The following is an 18,386-nucleotide window of genomic DNA, read 5'->3' as shown; positions in this document are numbered from 1 at the left end:
TCGAGGATGCCTCTAGCGGTTCTGGCCCCAAAATCGACCCTAGAGCAATTCATAATCTTTTGACAATAAAGCTCTGCCGCCGAGATCGCGGCGAAGGCCGGCCATGGCGGCCGCGCGCTGAGCGGCTGCGGGGGCTCAGCGGCGCGTCAGCCGCGCCAGCAGCCGCCCGTCGATCAGCGCCAGCCCGAGCAGGATGACGAGCAGCCCCGCGAGATGGCGCGGCGCCAGCGCTTCGCCGAGCACCAGAATGCCGAGCAGCACCGCGCTCACCGGCACCAGAAACGTCACCAGGATCGCGTTGCCCCCGCCCGCCTTCCGCATGATCTCGAAGAAGATGACATAGGCGACGGCGGTCGACACGGTCGCCAGCGCCAGCATCGCCGCCAGCGCGCCGGTCGAGGGCAGCGGCAGGGTCCAGGGCGGCGCCAGCAGCAGCAGCAGGGGGAGCGCCATGAGGCTCGTGGCCGATAGCTGGCCGGTCGCGGTCACCAGTGGCGGCAGCCCGCTGAAGCGCCGGCCATACAGGCTGGAGAAGCCATAGGAGAGGGCGGCGCCCAGGCAGGCGAGCTCCGGCCACAGCTGAAGGCCGAGCCCCGCCAGCGCCTCCGGCCCGATCAGGATGGCGACCCCGGCCAGGCCGGCTGCGACACCGGCGAGCTTGGCCGGCGTCGCCCGCTCGTCGCGCCCGAAGACATGGGCGACGAGCACGCCGAAGACCGGCGTGGTCGCGTTGAGGATCGCGGCGAGCCCGGCCCCGATCTGGGTCTGCCCCCAGAAGATCAGCCCGAACGGGATGAGATTGTTCAGCAATCCCATCACGAAGAAGGCGCGCCATAGCGGCAGGCCGGCCGCCAGCGAGACGCCGCTCAGCCAGGTCGCGGCCGCGAGCAGCGCGGCGGCGAGGCTGGTGCGGGCCAGCACCACGGCGATCGGCGGCCATTCCATCACCGCGACCTTGGCGAACAGGAACGACCCGCCCCAGAGCAGCGACAGCAGCAAAAGCAGCAGCCATTCGCGCCGCCCCATCCGCGGCTGCTCCTGCCGCGCCGCCGCCTCGTCTCCAGCCGCTGTCGCCACGCCGATCCGCTCCCTGTCGCTGGAGAGCGTCTGCGGCCCGCAGGCGCGCAGGCCCACCCGCTTCCTGCTCAGGCGGGCTCCGCCTCGCGCGCCTGCCACATGGCCTGGAAGGCCGGGCGCTGGTGGCAGGCATCGAGCCAGGCCTTCACATGCGGCGCGCCCTCGAACAGGGAGGAGGCGGGCTTGGCGTAGCGGATGATCTCCGCGACATTGATGTCGACGACGGTGAAGCGCCCGCCCATGACGTAGCCGCCACCCTGCGCCAGCGCCTGGTCCAGCACCGCGAAGGGCTTCGGCAGCGCCGCCATCGCGGCCTCGACCAGCGCCGGATCGCGCTTCTCCGGCGGGTAGGCGGCGAGGTGGTAGAGCAGGTTCAGCGCATGGCTCTCGACCGCGGTGGCGGCCCAGAGCGACCACTGAATAGCCAGGCCCTCTTCCTTCACGTCGCGCGGCGCCAGCGGGCCGCCCTGCTTGCGGGCGAGATAGAGGTTGATCGCCAGCGATTCGTTCAGGACGAATCCATCATCGTCGAGGCTCGGGATCTGCCCGTTCGGGTTCACCGCCAGGAACTCCGGACTCTGCGTGTGCATCGGCGCGTCGGCGGCGTTGGGGTCGGGCAGGCGATAGACCTGGATGACCGGCACATGGGTGAAGGCGAGCCCGAGCTCGTTGGCGAGCCAGATATTGCGCGAGGCGCGCGAGCGATAGCAGCCATAGATCGTCAGGGACATGAGCACGAGGCCTTCAGGAATGAACGGGGAGTTGACTCTTATAGGAGAGTCGGTGCCGGTGCAGGAGAATTTTCGTCTCCTGAACAGCAGGAGGGAGGCGCTTTTAGCGGGGGCGGAGACCCGGCCGGGCGGCCGCCCCGCCGGAGCGTGAACCAGGGATGGTGAGCCGGCTCCGAGACGCTCCTTTTTTCACCGATTGGCAATAACTGCTCGCCAAGGTTGCCGTGCTTGCGGAGCCTTTTGCGATGAAGATCGTGCTGCTGTCGTTCCTCGGCTGCTTTCTCCTGCTCACCGCTGCTCTGGCTCTCTCCGCGGAGACGCCGCCGAAATTCGCCCAGGCGGTGCAATGGTGCATGGAGCGGCAGGGCGAGCTGGATCCGCTGACGCGCTCGGAAACCTGCCTCTGTGTGGCGGACACCAAGAGCACCTTCCTGTGGTCGATCCGGCGCATGGTTTCGCTGCGCATCATCGATGCCGACGCGGCCCTGGTGCATACCTGCCGCGCCCGCGCCTTCAGCCTGAACCCGCGCGAGAGCCGCGACCTCTCCTGAAGACGGCAAAGCGACCGCTGCGGATCCCAGGCCCACCGCTCTGGCGGGCGGCCCCGATCCGTGCCATTGGCGATCCCGCCCGAGCGTTCATGCGGAGGCAGCAACGGGGACGGCATATGAAGACGCTTTGGATCATCGGATTTCTCGCGGCCGGCATCGGCGGCGCGCAGGCGCAGACCGCCGGCGATTGGGTTCTCGCGAAATGGAAGAACGGCGCCCATTGGTTTCCTGGCGTGATCCAGAGCGTCTCCGGGGACAAGCTCGTCATCGCCTATGATGACGGCGACCGCGAGACACTCTACGTCAGCAGCGTGCGCCCCTATGACTGGAAGATCGGCAGCAAGGTCGAGTGCAACTTCAAGAACGCCGGCAAATGGTATCCGGGCCGGATCACCGCGCTGAGCGGCGCCTCGGTCTCGATCGCCTATGATGATGGCGACAAGGAAAACACCAAGACCGGCCGCTGCCGCTCGACCTGACGACGCCGCCCGGTCCCGCCAGCCTAGGGGGCCGGGCGCATCGGCAGGCTCAGCCCGCCAGCACCCTTTGCGGCGGGAAGGTGATCTCGACCAGCGTGCCTTCCTTCTTGACGCTGGTGATCGACATCGCGGCGCGGTTGGCCTCGACCAGCGCCTTGGTCAGCGGCAGGCCGAGCCCCGTGCCCCCGGCGCGGCGTGTCGTCGGCACCTGGCGGAACGGTTCCAGCGCCAGCTTCAGCTCGTTGTCATCCATGCCGATGCCGGTATCGCGCACCCGCAGGATCGCCTCGCCCTGGTCGCCGAGCGCGGTGGAGACGATGACCTGCCCGCCCGCATCGGTGAATTTCACGGCGTTGGAGAGCAGGTTGATCACGATCTGCCTGATGGAGCGCTGATCGGCGACCACCGGCGGCAACTTCGGCGAAAGGCCGGAGCGCAGCACGACCCGGCCGCGATTCGCCTCCGGCTGCAGCAGCGCCACGGTCGAGAGCGCGATCTCGTTGAGATTGACGCTGACGAAGTCGAGATCCAGCTTGCCGGCCTCGATCTTGGCGAGGTCGAGCAGGTCGTTGACCAGGCTGATGACATAGCCGCCGGATTGGTGGATGTCGCGCAGATACTCCTTGTAGCGCTCATTGGCGATCGGCCCGAAACGCTCCTCCGCCATCACCTCGGCGAAGCCGATGATGGCGTTGAGCGGCGTGCGGATCTCGTGGCTGATCTTGGCCAGCACGTCTGATTTCTGGGCGCTCGCTTTCTCGGCGGCGCGCCTCGCCTCGACGAGCTCGCCCTCGGTCTTCTTCCAGGCGGTGATGTCGCGCAGCACGGCGCAATAGCGCCGCTCCGGCGCTTCCGCGATCCGGCCCATCGTCATGAACAGCGGGATCTTGCCGCCCTGCCGCACCCGGCCGATCACCTCGCGGCCGTCATTCATCACCGAGGCGACGCCGCCGCCCTTCAGCCCTTCGAGATAATCCAGCGCCGGCGCATGGCTTTCGGCGGCGAACAGCAGCGTGAACAGCTCCCCGGTCACTTCGCGCTGGTCATAGCCGAACAGCGCTTCCGCCGTCTTGTTGAGCGAGAGCATGCGGCCGCGCTCGTCGACGGTGACGACGCCGTCGGTGGCGGTGTCGAGCATGGCGACCAGCTCGTCGATCCGCGAATCCCGCGAATCGACGTCGAGCCGCAGGGCCGCGACCCGGGCCGCGGATTCCGCCTCCTCGGCTTCGAACTCCGCCGCCAGCTCCTCGGCCTCGACCTCCTCGGCGCTGCGGATCGTCACCTCTCCGCCGCCATCGGGATGGCGGAAGGCCATCATCGTCGCCGGCTCGCCCAGCCAGGACACGCTGGACAGGACGGCGTCGACGCTGACGAGATGCCCCAGCCGGTCGATCAGGATCATCGGGCCGCCATCGGTGCGCTGCGCGCCCTTGATCAGCCGGCTGACGCCGCCGCCGGCCGCGAGATCGTCGAGATCGGCATAATCCAGCAGGTCGAGCAGGGTCCGGTTGGCGTAGAGCGCCTCCTCGTTGCGGTTCACCAGCACCGCGATCGGCAGCCGGTCGAGCAGTTCGGCATGGGAATTGGGAAGGCGTTGCCGGGTCGGGGCGCTCGCGCTGGTCTCCTGCGCCGGCGCAGACGCCTCCTCCTTCATCTGCAGCGGGGCGACGGGCGGCAGGCGCGGGCCGGGCTCGTCCTCGCCCGCGATCCGGGCGCCGAGCGCCTTGGCGATCTCGCGGAAGGCATTGCGTTCGGCGGTGCTGAGATGGGCCTTCGACGGCTCGAGCACCGGGCGCACAGTAGTCAGATGGCCGTTGCGCAGCGGAAAGATATTGCCGGGCGCCGCAGCCTCGGCCGGCGGGGCGGGCGGCGCATCGCCCGCCGGAGCCGCTGCCTCCTCCATCTCGGCCGTGCCGATCTCGGTGGCTTCCTCGGGATCCGGTCCGGCACTCTCGCCCGCCGGTTCGGCCGGGGCATCGACATGGTCGGCCTCAGTGGAACGCGGCTCCTCCGTCTCGGCCGGGGCCGGTTCAAGCTCCTCGGTCACGGCGGCTGCCGCCTCGGCCGTAGCGGCCTCCTGCTCGACCGGCTCCGCCTCGTCCGGCTGAGGTTCGGCGGCGGGGCTTTCTGCGGCCGTCTCTGCAGCGTCCAAGAGCTCCGTCGGCTGCGAATCGGCCGGCGCCTCCGCCACGGGGAAGGGCTCGCGCTCGTTCAGGCGGGCGAGGCCGAAGCCGCGGAAGCCGTTGAAGGCGCGGCCGGCGTCGAGCACCGGCACGGCGGAGAGATCGACCCTCACGCCTTCGGCGGGGCTTTCGCTGCGCCAGAGGACCTGATGGCCGCTCCAGGTCGCGGGCGTCGCGAGCCGCTCGGCGAGCCCGCCATCGCGGTCGATCACCATCGTTCCGAGCAGGGACGACCAGTTGCTGCCGACGAGCGTCGCGGCCGCCTCGGCGCCGACGAGGGTGGCCATATTGGGCGACAGGCTGGAAATCTCTCCGGCCGGACCGCTGGTCCAGAGAAAGCGCAGCGTCGCCGCCCGGGCGAGCGGGGGCGCGGGTTCCGCCGCGGCGGGTGAGGATCCCTCCGCCGGCGCCTCCTGCGTGACGGGCGCGGCGGCGGGGCCGGGCGCCGGCTCTTCCGGCACCGCGACGCCGGCGCGGGCCAGCTCCGCCGCGGGAATGCCGAGCGCGAGTATCGGGCGCGGATCCTGCGAGAGCAGCTTGCAGCCGCATGTCATCAGGCTCGCGGCGAAGCCGGCGGTCAGCCGCAGCCGCTCGAGACGCAGCCCGTCGCGCGGGGCGAGCCCCTGCGCCAGGGCCGATAGCCGCCGGCGCGTGGCGAGGGGCATCCGCTCCGCATCGAGCTGCGGGCCGAGCAGGGCCCTGGCGCCGGCATTGCCATAGGCGACGCGATCGCCCTCGGCATCCCACACCAGCAGGGCGCCATCCGACGCGAACGCCGCCAGCGCGGCGTCCTGCGCCACCGCCTCGCGCCATTGCGTCCCGTGCTGTCCGGCCTCGTTCATGCCTGCCCTGTCCATCCCGGCGATTATGCCTAACAAATACTTAATAGACCCGGACGACGCGCAAATCCATGGAACACAACCGGCCTGTCCAACGTCTCGTCGAAACAGCGTTAACGCGCGGGCGGCGATGCGTCGGCAGGGGCTGGCGAAATCTTGCAAGTGCGGCGCAGCAATGATATTGCAGCGCACAATGACCGTGGGTTCGGCGTCACCAACCGGAGGATTGTTCGATGAATGGCAAGCTGCCTTATGAAGTTCCGACCGAAATGCGGGAATTCGCGGAGAAGAGCGTCGAGCAGGCGCGCAAGGCTTTCGACGGATTCATCGGCGCGGCCCAGAAGGCCGTCGACACCGCCCAGGGCTCGGCCGAAACGGCGCGCGTGAGCGCCCAGGACGTGACCCGCAAGGCGATGGGTTATGCCGAGAGCAACATCGCGGCGGCCTTCGACCTCGCGCAGAAGCTGGTGCGCGCGAAGGACCTGACCGAGGTGATGCGGTATCAGGCGGATTATCTCAGGGCGCAGATGGCGGCCCTGCAGACGCAGCTCAAGGATATGGGCTCCGCCGCCCAGGAGACGGCCACAAAGGCCGCCGAGGACACCGTCAAGGCGACCCGCGTCAAGTAACGCCCGTCCGCCGCCGATTCGAACGGCGGCCGTTCAGGATCCTGCGCCGGGCCCATGCCCGGCGCTCGCCTCGAGACCATGCACAGAGTTCCACCGCAGCAAGCTGTTCCACCGATCAAGGAGACTTGGATGGCCAAGCCAGCCCCGACCCGGACCAGCGCCAAGGCGCCGGTCAGCCTCTCGCCCGTCAAGGCCCTGTCCGGCAGCACCGCGACCGCCAGGCCGGCGGAGGCGCAAGCGGCGGCCGCGGCCGCACCCGCCAAGCCCGATCCGGCCAAGGCGGACGAGCTCGACACCCCGGTCGCCAGGGTCGAAGCGGCCAAGGTCGAAGCGGCGACGGCCAAGGTCGAAGCGGCCAAGCCCGAGGCGGCCAAGGTCGATCCCGGCAAGTCCAATGCGGGCAAGCCCGATGCGGCCAAGACCGATGCGGGCAAGACCGAGGCGGCCAAGACCGAGGGCGTGAAAGCCGAGGCCAAGCCGGCCGAGTCTGCCGCTGCGGCCAGAAGCCCGCAACCTGCGGCCAAGCCGGCGCCCGCTCAGCCGGCCGCTCAGCCCGCAGCCAAGCCCGCTGCGGCCAAGTCTGAAGCGTCCAAGTCTGAACCGACGAAGCCCGCTGCCGCCAAGCCGGCCGCGTCCAAGCCCGCTGCCGCCAAGCCCGTTGCCGCGAAGCCCGCCGCCGCCAAGCCGGTCGCATCCAAGCCCGTCGCGTCCAAGCCGCTGGCGTCCAAGCCCGTCGCGTCGAAGCCCGTCGCCTCGAAGCCGCTCGCTGCGAAGCCGCTGGCGTCGAAACCCGTCGCCGCCACCGCCGCCATCACCAAGCCGGCGGCGTCGCCCGAGCGCGTCGTGCTCATGACCCCCGTGGCGGCCCCGGCGCCTCTCGCGCCGGCCGTTTCCGCGATCGCCGCCGCCGCGCCGACTCCGCTGCGGCCCGCCTCCGCGCCGGTGACCCTGGCCGCCATGGCCAGCGCGCTGCCCAGGCCGCCCGCCTTCGCCGACATCACGGCCAATGCCCTGATGACGCAGACGCTCGCTCTGGCAAAGACCTTCGGCGCGCTGCAGACCCGGATGCTCGACCATGCCTGCGAGGAGCTGAAGGCGACGTTGAGCGATGCCGAGGCGCTGGCGCGCACCAGCAGCGCCGCCGACGCCGTGGCCCTCCAGGCCAAGGCCGTTCGCCGCGGCTATGACGCCAACGCCGCCTATCTCAAGGAGATCGCCAGCATCGCAGCCGGCTCCTTCCGCCAGGGCTGAGCTCCGGCCTGCCGCCTGCGCGCCACCGCTCGGCGCGCGGGCGAAATTCGACGGTTGCATTCGTGAGGAGACGGCACTAGGTTCCGCGCCGCCGCCGATCACGCGAAAGCGACCGATCGCCAAGCGCCGGGTGCGGGCAGCCATAGCTCAGTTGGTTAGAGCGCTAGATTGTGGATCTAGAGGTCCCCCGTTCAAGCCGGGGTGGCTGTACCACCGGATCATCCGGACAAACCCCGCCCGTTCCCTGCCGCGGCGGCGCATTCGGACATGATGCCGCGTCGCGCCGCCCGCTCTTGAACCAGGCTGCCGACTTCGCCATATCTCGTTCAGGCACAGGGGTTCGCCCTGTACCGGCGGAGCGCTGCGAGCGCGGGCTCCGGACGAGTTGGAGGCGCCTTTCGGGGGCTTTCTGGATGACGCGTACCTCGAGCCTGTCGCACCCGTTCCTGCTCGGTTTCGATGATATCGAGCGGGCGCTGGACCGGGTCACCAAAGGCGGCAGCGAAGGCTACCCGCCCTATAATATCGAGCGCTTGCCACGCTGCGAGGAAGAGCCGGACCGGTTGCGGATCACCCTCGCGGTCGCCGGCTTCTCCCGTGACCAGCTGGAAATCACGCTGGAGGAGAACCAGCTCACCATCCGCGGGCGCCAGCTCGAGGATAAGAGCCGGCAGTTCCTGCACCGCGGCATCGCGGCGCGCCAGTTCCAGCGCAGCTTCCTGCTGGCCGACGGCATGCAGGTGATGGGCGCCGATCTGTCCAACGGCCTGCTGGCGATCGATCTGGTCAGGCCGGAACCGGAACGTCTCGTCCGGCGTATCGATATCGTGAGCCGCGATTGATCAACGGCTCGGTGAGCATGCGGCGCGGTTTTCGCATCTGTTCATCTCTGGTCCTGTAATCTCAGCCGCTATTCGCACTGCTCAAAGGAGGGCGCGATGAACGAAGACACCACCGTACAGACCACCCCGCTGACCCAGGCCGAATTCGCGGCACTCGGGACGGGCGAGGTCGCCTATCTCAAGCCGATGACCTCGGAGGAGCTGGTGCGGATCTTCCCGCAGGCGCCCCAGATCCAGCCCGGCCTGCAGCTCTTCGCGCTGCTCTCGGCCGATGGCGCGCCGATCCTGGTCACCGATTCGCGCGACGCCGCGACGGCCAATGCCTGGGAGCACGATCTGCGGATGGTCAGCGTCCACTGATCCGGGTCAACGGGCGGTCGCGATCTCCGCGACTGCCGTCGTCAGCCTGGCGCGATCGTCGGGGCCGGACAGCCGGTGATCGCCATCCTTCACCAGCGTCAGGACCACGGGGTCGGCGCTGAGATGCTCGACCAGCTTGACCGCCTGCGGCCAGGGCACGTCCGGATCGGCCATCCCCTGCAGGATATGCACGGGGCAGCCGGTCCTGATCTCGCCGCCGAACAGGAGATGGCTGCGCCCGTCCTCGATCAGGGCCCTGGTGATCGGTGTCGGTTCCGGCGCATAGGCGGAGGGCCGCTGCCAGACGCCGTCACGCAGGATGATCTCGCGCACCGCCTCCGGCATCTGCGCCCACATCAGCTCCTCAGAGAAATCGACCGCCGGTGCGATGAGCACCATCCCGACCGGCGCCTGAGCCGTGCCGAGCAGCCGGCGCGCCGCCAATAGCGCGATCCAGCCGCCCATCGACGAGCCGACCAGCACCGGCGGCCCTTTGCACTGCGATGCGATCACCGCCAGCGCATCCTCGAGCCAGTCCGACAGGGTGAAATCGGCGAAACTCCCTTCGGATTCGCCATGGCCGGCATAGTCGAAGCGCAGGAAGGCGCGGCCGTCGCGCTGCGCCCAGGCCGCGATCGCCTCCGCCTTGGTGGCGCGCATGTCGGAGCGGAAACCGCCGAGCCAGACCACGGGCGGCGGAGTGCCGGGCTGGCTGATGAAGGCCAGGCGGCGCCTCCTCGGGCCGTGGCCGACTTCGAGCCATTCGGGAATCGGGCGGTCCAAATCGAAATCTCCTGTGACGAATCCCCGGGAATGGGCGATTATAGGCTGCGGCTGGGGAGCGCGTGTGGTCATATCGCGCCACGCCCGGAGCTGTCTTGAAACGGTGAGCATGTCCTTACAACCAGGCGCGCATCTGTCGCTGCCCTCCACCGAGACCCATCCGCTGAGCGGCCGCACCATCCTGCAGATCATCCCGGAGCTGGAGGCGGGGGGCGCGGAGCGGACGACGGTCGACATCGCCAAGGGGCTGACCGATGCCGGGGCGCGCGCCGTGGTCGCCTCTGAAGGCGGCCGGCTGGTCGCGGAGCTCCAGGCCAAGGGTGGGCTGTGGCTGCCCTTTCCGGCCGCCTCCAAGAACCCGCTCGCCATGGCGCTGAACATCCGCAAGCTGGTGCTGCTCTGCCGGCATGAGGGGGTGGACTTGATCCATGCCCGCTCCCGCGCCCCCGCCTGGGTGGCGCTGGCCGCGGCGCGGCTCCTGAAGATCCCCTTCGTCACCACCTATCACGGCTCCTATTCCAGCCGGCTGGGGATGAAGACCCTGTATAATTCGGTGATGGCGCGCGGCGACATCGTCATCGCCAATTCGCATTACACGGCCGATCTGATCCGGGCCAAGCACGGCTTCGCCGCGGACCGCATCCGCGTCGTCCATCGCGGCACCAATTTCGCCTCCTTCGCGCCCGGCGCGGTGGCGACCGAGCGAATCCAGGCCTTGCGCACCGGCTGGGGGGTCGAGCCGCATCAGCGCATCGTGCTGCTGCCGGGGCGCCTGACGGGCTGGAAGGGGCAGCGCGTCCTGATCGAGGCCGCAAGGCTGATGGCGGAGGCAGGCGACGGCGACACGGCCTTCATCCTGGCCGGCGACCATCAGGGCCGCGACGCCTATGTCCGCGAGCTCGACCAGCAGATCGCCAAGGCCGGGCTCGAAGGCCGCGTGCGCCGCGTCGGCCATTGCACCGACATGCCCGCGGCCCTGCTGGCGGCCTCCGTCGTCGTGGTGCCCTCGACCGAGCCCGAAGCCTTCGGCCGGGTCGCCGTCGAGGCCCAGGCGATGGGCGCGCCGGTGATCGTGTCGGATCTCGGGGCCGTGCCTGAAACCGTGCTGGCGCCGCCGCAGGTGCTGCCGGGGGAGCGGACCGGCTGGCACGTCCCGCCCGGCGATGCGGCCGCGCTCGCCGCCTGCCTGAGCGAGGCGCTCTCGATGCGCCCTTCGGCGCGCGACACGCTTGCCCGACGCGCCCGCCTGCATGTCGAGCAGCATTTCTCGCTGGACCGGATGGTCGCCGACACGCTCGACGTCTATTGCGCGCTGCTGGAACGCTGAGCCGCGCCCGACGCCGGAAGCGAAGCCGGTCACGGAGCTTTACGGCCTGTCCCTGAGGAAACCGGCCGATCGGCGCCTCTTGCACCAAGTTCTGCCGCTGCACACATTGACATCCCCGGTCGTTATGCAATGTGTCTGCGCATCGGCGCGAGATGCGCCTGAAACAGGAGAATACTGCCATTCGTCGCCCGTTCCGTGCTGCCCCAACCCCGACCAAAGACGGCCCCCGCGCCAACCGTGACATTCGCGGCGTCCGTGACGTCCAGCTCATCGACGACCAGGGCGCCAATCGCGGCGTCGTGTCGTTCTTCGAGGCCCTGAAGATTGCCGAGGATGCCGGTCTCGATCTGGTCGAGATCGCCCCCAATTCTGTGCCTCCCGTCTGCAAGATCCTCGATTACGGCCGTTTCCGCTTCCTGGAGCAGAAGAAGGCGGCCGAGGCGCGCAAGAAGCAGCGCACCATCGAGATCAAGGAGATCAAGCTGCGCCCGGGCATCGACAAGCACGATTACGAAGTGAAGATGAAGGCGATGCACGGCTTCTTCGAGGAAGGCGACAAGGTGAAGGTCACCCTGCGCTTCCGCGGCCGTGAAATGGCCCACCAGGATCTCGGCGTGAAGGTGCTGGAGCGGGTCAAGGCCGATCTGGTCGATATCGCCAAGGTCGAGAGCGACTGGCAGCTCGAAGGCCGCCAGATGGTGATGGTGCTCGCACCGAAATAGGACGCCCGGCTCGTCTCGGCCTCCTCGACGCGCGGCCGGCAATGCGAGAGCGGTCTGGGCCCGGCCTCGTGCCGGGCCTTGTCATGTCGGCGCTGCCAATGCTTCGATGTCGCTCGCACTTCAGATCAGGACATCGCCGGCCATGGCCCAGAGCAGCGTCACCAACCAGCGTCGCGATCTCGCGGCCGCCTTGCGCCTCGCCGCGAAATTCGAGCTGAACGAGGGCATCTGCAACCATTTTTCCGTGGCGCTTCCGGATGGCGCCGATGGCCGCCCGCGTTTCCTGATCAACCCCTATGGCGTGCACTGGGCGGAGATGAAACCATCCGACCTGCTGCTGATCGACGAGGCGGGGCAGGTGCTGGAGGGCGAGGGCGAGGTCGAAGCCACCGCCCGCAACATCCATATCGCCGCCCACAAGGCCAATCCCCGCCATGTCGCCGTGCTGCATGTCCACATGCCCTATGCCACGGCGCTGACCATGGTCGAGGGCGGGCGGCTGGAGATGGCCCATCAGACCGCTTGCCGCTTCCATGGCCGGACGCTCTATGTCGAGCATTTCGGCGGGCTCGCGCTCGATGAAAGCGAGGGCGAGGCGATCGTCGCCGCCAATCGCAGCGATGCCGGAGCCGACATCACCTTTCTCGCCCATCACGGCGTCACCATCGGCGGGCCCTCGGTGGCGGTGGCCTTCGACGATCTGTATTTCCTCGAGCGCGCCTGCCGCCAGCAGGTGCTGGCGATGTCGACGGGGCGGCCGCTCAAGCTGATCCCGGCGGCCGAGATCGAGGCCACGGCGCGCGAATGGCGGCAGGTGCTGGTCTACCAGTCGGAGAAGCATTTCGAGGCGCTGCGCCGCATGGCCGGGATCTGAGCCGGCGGACGCGGCGACCGGCCGCCGGGCAGGGCGGCTCGCCGGCGAACACGCCGACCCTTGCCAGCGCCGCACAATTCTGTCATACGCGCGGCCTTCGATCGCCCGGCTGATAAGGGCTGCCGTGGCGATCGATCTTTGCTTCCCCAAGAGCCATTCTTGAAAAAGCAAATTTGAAAGCGGCGCAATTTCGCGCGTCCGCGACCAATGAGGAGCTGAAATGCCCAAGATCAAGACCAAGTCGAGCGCCAAGAAGCGCTTCAAGATCACCGGAACCGGCAAGGTGCTCTACGCCCAGGCCGGCAAGCGTCACGGGATGATCAAGCGGACCAACAAGCAGATCCGCAATCTTCGCGGCACCGCGACCCTGTTCGAGGGCGACGCTGCCAACGTGAAGAAGTATTTCCTCCCCAACGGCTGACGCCCCCTAACCTTCCGGAGATCATCACATGGCTCGCGTGAAACGGGGCGTAACGTCCCACGCCAAGCACAAGAAGACACTCAAGGCCGCCAAGGGCTTCTATGGCCGCCGCAAGAATACGATCCGCGCCGCCAAGGCGGCCGTCGATCGCTCGATGCAATATGCCTATCGCGACCGCAAGAACCGGAAGCGCTCGTTCCGCGCGCTCTGGATCCAGCGCCTGAACGCGGCGGTGCGCGAGCACGGCCTGGTCTACTCGATGTTCATCAACGGCCTGCACAAGGCCGGCCTCGAGCTCGACCGCAAGACCCTGTCGGCCATGGCGATCGACGATGCCGCCGCCTTCGCGGCCGTGGTCGAGACCGTCAAGGCCGCTCTGGCCCAGAGCGAAGCCAAGGCCGCCTGAGCGCAGCCTCGAGGCTCGAGATCATCAAGGCCGGCAGCGATGCCGGCCTTTTTGTCGTCTTGGCGCCTTGCGGGTGCGCGGGCGAGGCCGCTCAGCTCTGCGGCGCGCCGGGCGCGGGCTCCGGCGGCGCCCGGTCGAGCGCCAGCGCCAGCGCCTGTTCCGGCGTATCAGCATAATGGAAGAGGTCGAGATCGGAGCGGGCGATGGTGCCCGCCTCGAGCAGGGTCTCCAGGTTCAACAGCCCCTGCCAGAAGGCGCTGTCATAGAGCACGATCGGCACCGGCGGCATCTTGCGCGTCTGGGTCAGGGTCAGGATCTCGAAAAGCTCGTCCAGCGTGCCGAAGCCGCCGGGGAAGATGACGAGCGCCGCCGCCCGCATCGCCAGATGCATCTTGCGCATCGCGAAATAATGGAAGCGGAAGGTCAGGTCCGGCGTCGACCAGGCATTCGGCTCCTGCTCCCGCGGCAAGGTGATGTTGAAGCCGATCGACAGCGCTCCCGCTTCCGTCGCGCCGCGATTGGCCGCCTCCATGATGCCCGGCCCGCCGCCCGTGGCGATGACATGGTGCTTCAGCGCGCCCTCGCCATTGCGCACCCTGCTGCGCTCCGAGGCGAGGGCGGCGAAGCGGCGCGCCGCCTCGTACCAGCGATGCCCCTCCTGAACGCGGGCCGAGCCGAAGACGATGATCGTCGAGACGATGCCGCGCGCCCGCAGATGGTCCTCGGCCTTCTGGTATTCCAGCATGAAGCGGGCGCCGCGGGTGGAATCGCCGAGGATGAAATCGGGGTCGAGCGCCGCGAGCCGGTAGGAGGCCGAATTCTTCTGGTCGTGATTGTCGATCATCGTCCGATGTCCTGAGCGAGATGGCGCCGCAGCACCTGCTCCATCCGGCCCGCGCCGGAATTATGCGGGAGCAGGGTCACGAAGAGCCCGTCCCTGCCCATGAGATAGGTGAGCGAGCCGTGGTCGACCGCATAATGCCCGGCGCCGTGATGCGGCAGGGTCAGCTTGCGGCGATGGACCTTATAGGCCCGCGCCACGGCCGCGATCTCGGCCTCGCTGCCGGTCAGCCCGATCAGGCGCGGATGGAAGGCGGCGACATAGGGCGCCAGCACCGCCGGCGTGTCATGGGCGGGATCGACCGTGACGAACAGCGGCACCACGCTCTCCGCCAGCGGGCCGAGCCGGTCCAGCGCCTGTGCGATGATCGGCAGATCGACGGGGCAGGTGTCGGTGCAGCGGGTGAAGCCGAAATAGACCAGCATGAACCGGCCGCGAAAGCCGCTGTCGGCGACGGGCCGGCCGTGATGATCGATCAGCGAGAAGGGACCGCCGAACCGCGTCGCCAGCGGATCGGGCGCGGCCAGGCGGGGCTCGTGCCGGTGCTGGCTTAAGGCCGGTGCGCAGCAGAGCGCGGCGAGGCCGGCCAGCACGCGGCGCCGGTGGAGGAGGGCCCTCATGGCTTCGGCTTCGGCGCCAGGCCCCTGATCCCGTAGGGCCCGTCCTCGGCGAGGATGCGGTTGGCCTCGGGATCGGCGCGCCACCATTCCTCGGCCCTGCCATGCCGCGCCTCCCACTCCGCCTTGAAGCGGTCCGCGGGAGCGAAGGGCCCGCTGGCGTCGCTCCGCACGCCCTGGACGAAGAACAGCACGATCTCCGGCGTCTCGATCAGCAGCCCGTCGGCCTCGATCTCGCGGCCGCAATAGCCGATCAGATCCGGCACGGCGCCGGCGAAATCGACCGCACCCTTGGCGACGAGGCGGAACGGCCCGCCCGCCACGGCGATGCCGAGCTGGCGCCGGCCGGCCCCGCAATCGCGCGGGCACTGCCCGGTAAGATGGCAGATCGCATCGACCACGCGGCCCTTCAGCACCATCGGCTTTTCGCCGGGAATGCCCCAAGGCTCGGCCGCGGGCGCCGGCCCGGCCGCGAGCAGGGCGGTGGACAGGGCTGCGGCGGAAACTGCGAGGCGCATCGCTTCAGTTCCCGAACGGCTGGATGCCGTATTCTTCATGGGTCATGGTGATGACGCCCTTGTCGTCCGCGATCTGGTCGACGAGCAGATAGGTGACGCCGTCGCGCTCCAGCACCTCGCCATCCACCGTCACCTCATGGCTGGCCAGGCGGGCCACCCGCGGATTGGCGACGCTGCGGTCGTCGTCGCCGATCCGCAGGATGAGGTAGAGCTTGCCCTGCGCGTCGCGGATGCTGACGGGAATGCCGCCGAGCGCGCACCAGACCGCGCATTGATGATGGGCGGTGCCCTTCGCGAACATCAGCCCGCTGACCAGGCACCAGCTGTCGCTGATCTCGCCCGTCACCGTGACGCGCTGCCCGCTCTGCGCCTGCGCCGTTGCCGGGGAGACCAGCAGCATCGCGAAAAGCGCGAGGATGATGCGCCACTGTGACATGCCCGTCATATCCCGATGGCAGACGCGCCCGATCATCCCGCTCGCAGCCCCGCCCCCGTGATGTGCCGCCATGATTGCCTCTAGCGTCGCTCCTATGGACACCCTAGAAGATGCGCCAAACCTGGACCAGAGTGGCTATGAGCGAGATCGATAACCTTGGCGTGAGCCTTCTCGACGATATTGCGAGCGCGGCGGACGAGGCGGCGCTGGAACAGATTCGCATCGCCGCCTTGGGCAAGGCGGGTTCGATCTCGGCGCTGCTCAAGACGCTCGGCGCGATGACGCCGGACGAGCGCAAAGAGAAGGGCCCGCTGATCAACGGGCTGCGCGACCGGGTCCAGGCGGCTCTGCTCGCCCGGAAGGAGGCGCTGGGCGAGGCGGCGCTCGAGGCGCGCCTGGCGTCCGAGCGCATCGACGTGACGCTGCCCGTGCGCGAGGGACCGGAGGCGCGCGGCCGCATCCACCCGATCAGCCAGGTCATCGACGAGATCACCGCGATCTTCGGCGATATGGGCTTCGCCGTGGCGGAAGGCCCGGATGTCGAGACCGACGATCTCAACTTCACCAGGCTGAACTTCCCCGTCGGCCACCCGGCGCGGGAGATGCACGACACCTTCTTCTTCGCGCCCGACAGCCAGGGCGAGCGCAAGCTCCTGCGCACCCACACCTCGCCGGTGCAGGTCCGCACCATGCTGGCGCAGCAGCCGCCGATCCGCGTGATCTGCCCGGGACGGACCTATCGCAACGATTCCGACCAGACCCACACGCCGATGTTCCACCAAGTCGAGGGGCTGGTCATCGACAAGAGCGCCCATATGGGTCACCTCAAATGGATCCTGGAGGAGTTCTGCAAATCCTTCTTCGAGATCGACGATGTGAAGATGCGCTTCCGCCCCTCCTTCTTCCCCTTCACCGAGCCGTCGATGGAGGTCGACATCCAATGCTCGCGCAAGGGCGGCGAGATCCGGTTCGGCGAGGGTGACGACTGGCTGGAGATCCTGGGCTGCGGCATGGTCCACCCCAATGTGCTGCGCAATTGCGGGCTGGATCCGGACGTCTATCAGGGCTTCGCCTGGGGCATGGGCATCGACCGCATCGCCATGCTGAAATACGGCATGCCGGATCTGCGCCCCTTCTTCGAGGCGGATGTGCGCTGGCTGCAGCATTACGGCTTCCGCCCGCTCGACCTGCCGACCCTGACGGGCGGCCTGTCCTCATGAGCGGGGCCGGCTGGGCTGCGCTGCTCGCGACGCTGATCGTCGCGGTCAACCTGCTCTGCCTGGCCATCGCCTTCCGGCGCCTGCGCCGCCCGGACCGGCGCGACGCGCTGCCGGACCCGCTGCCTCCGGTGACGATCATCCGGCCGCTGCGCGGCATCGAGGCCTTCAGCCGCGAGACCGCCCTGTCGGGGCTGGAGCTCGACTATCCCCGCTACACCACGATCTTCTGCGTCGCCGACGCCGCCGATCCGATCGTCCCGCTGGTGGAGGAGCTGATCGCCCGTTTCGGGGCGGAGCGCGTCCGGCTGATCACCGGCGACGTCGCGGTCAGCGCCAATCCGAAGCTGAACAATTGCGTCAAGGGCTGGGACGCCGCGCAGACGGAATGGGTGATCCTGGCCGATTCGAACGTGCTGATGCCGCGGGATTACATCCAGCGCATGCTGGCGGCGCTGCGTCCCGATACCGGCCTCGTCTGCTCGACTCCCGCCGGCTCGCGGCCGCAGGGCTTCTGGGCGGAGCTGGAATGCGCCTTCCTCAACAGCTTCCAGGCGCGCTGGCAATATGCCGGGGAGGCGCTGGGCTTCGGCTTCGCGCAGGGCAAGTCGATGCTCTGGCACAAGCCCTTCCTCGACGCCCAGGGCGGAATCGCGGCTCTCGGCGAGGAGATCGCGGAGGATGCGGCCGCGACCAAGCTGGTGCGGCGGGCCGGCCGGCATGTCCATCTCGTCGGCCAGCCCTTCGAGCAGCCGCTCGGCCCGCGCAGCCTGCAGGAGGTGGTGCAGCGCCAGTTCCGCTGGGCGCGGCTGCGGCGCGTGACCTTCCTGCCGTTCTTCGCGCCCGAAATTTTGGCGGGGCCGCTGCCGGCGCTGCTGCTCGGCGCCCTCGCGCTGCCGGCTTTCGGCCTGTCGCCCTGGCTCGCCCCGCTGCTGGTGCTGCTGCCCTGGTATGCGGCGGAAGCGATGCTGGCGCGCGGCGTCGGCTGGCACTGGTCCTGGCGCATGCCGCTGGCGCTGCTCGTCCGCGACATCGTCTTCCCCGGCATCTGGGCCTATGCCTTCGTGGCGGGCGAGGTGAGCTGGCGCGGCAATGCGATGAAGATCAGGGCGGATGGAACGGATGAGCTGATCGGCGCTCCTGCAGGCGCGGCCGGTCTGCCGCGGGACGGCCGTAGCTAGCGCGCTTTCCGTCGCCGCCGCCGCAGCCCGGTCGCGGCAGGGCCCGCTCCACCGGCTCCCCGGCTTTGACGCGGGCTCGCCTCTTGCCATAAGGAGCTTCG

Annotated in this window: 21 protein-coding genes and 1 tRNA gene; 14 read left to right on the top strand and 8 right to left on the bottom strand. The window is 68.9% G+C overall.

Annotated elements, in window-relative coordinates; genetic code table 11:
- Positions 1–135 precede the first annotated feature (135 nt).
- The gene (locus ASG72_RS00555) at positions 136–1,026 is read right to left on the bottom strand and encodes a DMT family transporter (protein WP_056709817.1); all 891 of its coding nucleotides are present in this window, start codon (positions 1,024–1,026) and stop codon (positions 136–138) included.
- A gap of 119 nt (positions 1,027–1,145) precedes the next feature.
- The gene (locus ASG72_RS00550) at positions 1,146–1,808 is read right to left on the bottom strand and encodes a glutathione S-transferase family protein (protein WP_056707491.1); all 663 of its coding nucleotides are present in this window, start codon (positions 1,806–1,808) and stop codon (positions 1,146–1,148) included.
- Positions 1,809–2,053: 245 nt separating this feature from the next.
- On the opposite strand from ASG72_RS00550, the gene ASG72_RS00545 reads away from it, so the two are divergent.
- Both ASG72_RS00545 and ASG72_RS00540 read left to right on the top strand, forming a co-directional pair.
- The gene (locus ASG72_RS00545) at positions 2,054–2,359 is read left to right on the top strand and encodes a hypothetical protein (RefSeq protein WP_056707489.1); all 306 of its coding nucleotides are present in this window, start codon (positions 2,054–2,056) and stop codon (positions 2,357–2,359) included.
- 116 nt (positions 2,360–2,475) lie between these two features.
- A complete protein-coding gene (locus tag ASG72_RS00540; protein ID WP_056707486.1) occupies positions 2,476–2,838 on the top strand; it encodes a tudor domain-containing protein in 363 nt (120 codons plus the stop codon).
- A 49-nt stretch (positions 2,839–2,887) separates the two neighbouring features.
- Here ASG72_RS00540 and ASG72_RS00535 read toward each other — a convergent pair whose 3' ends face one another.
- Entirely contained in the window at positions 2,888–5,863 is a 2,976-nt protein-coding gene (locus ASG72_RS00535; RefSeq protein ID WP_056707483.1) for an ATP-binding protein, read from the bottom strand.
- Between the two features lie 230 nt (positions 5,864–6,093).
- On the opposite strand from ASG72_RS00535, the gene ASG72_RS00530 reads away from it, so the two are divergent.
- From ASG72_RS00530 to ASG72_RS00510, 5 genes are all read left to right on the top strand, one after another.
- A complete protein-coding gene (locus tag ASG72_RS00530; RefSeq protein WP_056707480.1) occupies positions 6,094–6,489 on the top strand; it encodes a phasin in 396 nt (131 codons plus the stop codon).
- Positions 6,490–6,618: 129 nt separating this feature from the next.
- The gene (locus ASG72_RS21380; RefSeq protein WP_056707477.1) at positions 6,619–7,740 is read left to right on the top strand and encodes a hypothetical protein; all 1,122 of its coding nucleotides are present in this window, start codon (positions 6,619–6,621) and stop codon (positions 7,738–7,740) included.
- Positions 7,741–7,876: 136 nt separating this feature from the next.
- Positions 7,877–7,953 (top strand) — tRNA-His (locus tag ASG72_RS00520).
- A gap of 200 nt (positions 7,954–8,153) precedes the next feature.
- Entirely contained in the window at positions 8,154–8,582 is a 429-nt protein-coding gene (locus ASG72_RS00515; protein ID WP_056707473.1) for an Hsp20 family protein, read from the top strand.
- Between the two features lie 96 nt (positions 8,583–8,678).
- Positions 8,679–8,942, top strand: coding sequence for a DUF1150 domain-containing protein (locus tag ASG72_RS00510; protein WP_056707469.1), 264 nt, complete (start codon positions 8,679–8,681; stop codon positions 8,940–8,942).
- Between the two features lie 6 nt (positions 8,943–8,948).
- On the opposite strand, the gene ASG72_RS00505 is transcribed toward ASG72_RS00510, so the two are convergent.
- Positions 8,949–9,725, bottom strand: a complete 777-nt coding sequence (locus ASG72_RS00505) for an alpha/beta hydrolase (RefSeq protein ID WP_056707465.1) — start codon at positions 9,723–9,725, stop codon at positions 8,949–8,951.
- Between the two features lie 109 nt (positions 9,726–9,834).
- On the opposite strand from ASG72_RS00505, the gene ASG72_RS00500 reads away from it, so the two are divergent.
- From ASG72_RS00500 to rplT, 5 genes are all read left to right on the top strand, one after another.
- Positions 9,835–11,052 (top strand): glycosyltransferase family 4 protein, encoded by a 1,218-nt coding sequence (locus ASG72_RS00500; RefSeq protein WP_056707461.1) that lies wholly within the window; start codon positions 9,835–9,837, stop codon positions 11,050–11,052.
- A gap of 152 nt (positions 11,053–11,204) precedes the next feature.
- Complete coding sequence (gene infC, locus ASG72_RS00495) at positions 11,205–11,774, top strand: translation initiation factor IF-3 (RefSeq protein ID WP_056707458.1); 570 nt, start codon at positions 11,205–11,207, stop codon at positions 11,772–11,774.
- Positions 11,775–11,880: 106 nt separating this feature from the next.
- Positions 11,881–12,648: an aldolase gene (locus ASG72_RS00490; protein ID WP_082539968.1), complete on the top strand. Its 768-nt coding sequence runs from the start codon at positions 11,881–11,883 to the stop codon at positions 12,646–12,648.
- 220 nt (positions 12,649–12,868) lie between these two features.
- Positions 12,869–13,069 (top strand): 50S ribosomal protein L35, encoded by a 201-nt coding sequence (rpmI, locus tag ASG72_RS00485; protein ID WP_056707453.1) that lies wholly within the window; start codon positions 12,869–12,871, stop codon positions 13,067–13,069.
- 28 nt (positions 13,070–13,097) lie between these two features.
- A complete protein-coding gene (rplT, locus tag ASG72_RS00480) occupies positions 13,098–13,475 on the top strand; it encodes a 50S ribosomal protein L20 (protein ID WP_056707450.1) in 378 nt (125 codons plus the stop codon).
- A 91-nt stretch (positions 13,476–13,566) separates the two neighbouring features.
- Here rplT and ASG72_RS00475 read toward each other — a convergent pair whose 3' ends face one another.
- Genes ASG72_RS00475 through ASG72_RS00460 form a run of 4 tightly spaced genes read right to left on the bottom strand, consistent with a single transcriptional unit; the run spans position 13,567 to position 15,887 of the window.
- Positions 13,567–14,319 (bottom strand): TIGR00730 family Rossman fold protein, encoded by a 753-nt coding sequence (locus tag ASG72_RS00475; RefSeq protein ID WP_056707448.1) that lies wholly within the window; start codon positions 14,317–14,319, stop codon positions 13,567–13,569.
- A complete protein-coding gene (locus ASG72_RS00470) occupies positions 14,316–14,936 on the bottom strand; it encodes an SCO family protein (RefSeq protein ID WP_082539967.1) in 621 nt (206 codons plus the stop codon). Before ASG72_RS00470 ends, ASG72_RS00475 begins: the two co-directional genes overlap by 4 nt.
- Positions 14,933–15,451: a hypothetical protein gene (locus tag ASG72_RS00465; protein WP_056707445.1), complete on the bottom strand. Its 519-nt coding sequence runs from the start codon at positions 15,449–15,451 to the stop codon at positions 14,933–14,935. The genes ASG72_RS00470 and ASG72_RS00465 overlap by 4 nt, the downstream gene beginning before the upstream one ends.
- Positions 15,452–15,455: 4 nt before the next feature.
- The gene (locus tag ASG72_RS00460) at positions 15,456–15,887 is read right to left on the bottom strand and encodes a hypothetical protein (RefSeq protein WP_156395736.1); all 432 of its coding nucleotides are present in this window, start codon (positions 15,885–15,887) and stop codon (positions 15,456–15,458) included.
- Between the two features lie 137 nt (positions 15,888–16,024).
- On the opposite strand from ASG72_RS00460, the gene pheS reads away from it, so the two are divergent.
- Complete coding sequence (gene pheS / locus ASG72_RS00455) at positions 16,025–17,107, top strand: phenylalanine--tRNA ligase subunit alpha (RefSeq protein WP_056707440.1); 1,083 nt, start codon at positions 16,025–16,027, stop codon at positions 17,105–17,107.
- Positions 17,104–18,285, top strand: coding sequence for a ceramide glucosyltransferase (locus ASG72_RS00450; protein WP_056707438.1), 1,182 nt, complete (start codon positions 17,104–17,106; stop codon positions 18,283–18,285). Before pheS ends, ASG72_RS00450 begins: the two co-directional genes overlap by 4 nt.
- The last annotated feature ends 101 nt before the right edge of the window (positions 18,286–18,386 follow it).

Source organism: Allobosea sp. Leaf344, assembly GCF_001426225.1.
Lineage (GTDB): Bacteria > Pseudomonadota > Alphaproteobacteria > Rhizobiales > Beijerinckiaceae > Allobosea.
This window is presented reverse-complemented; position numbering and strand designations above follow the sequence as displayed.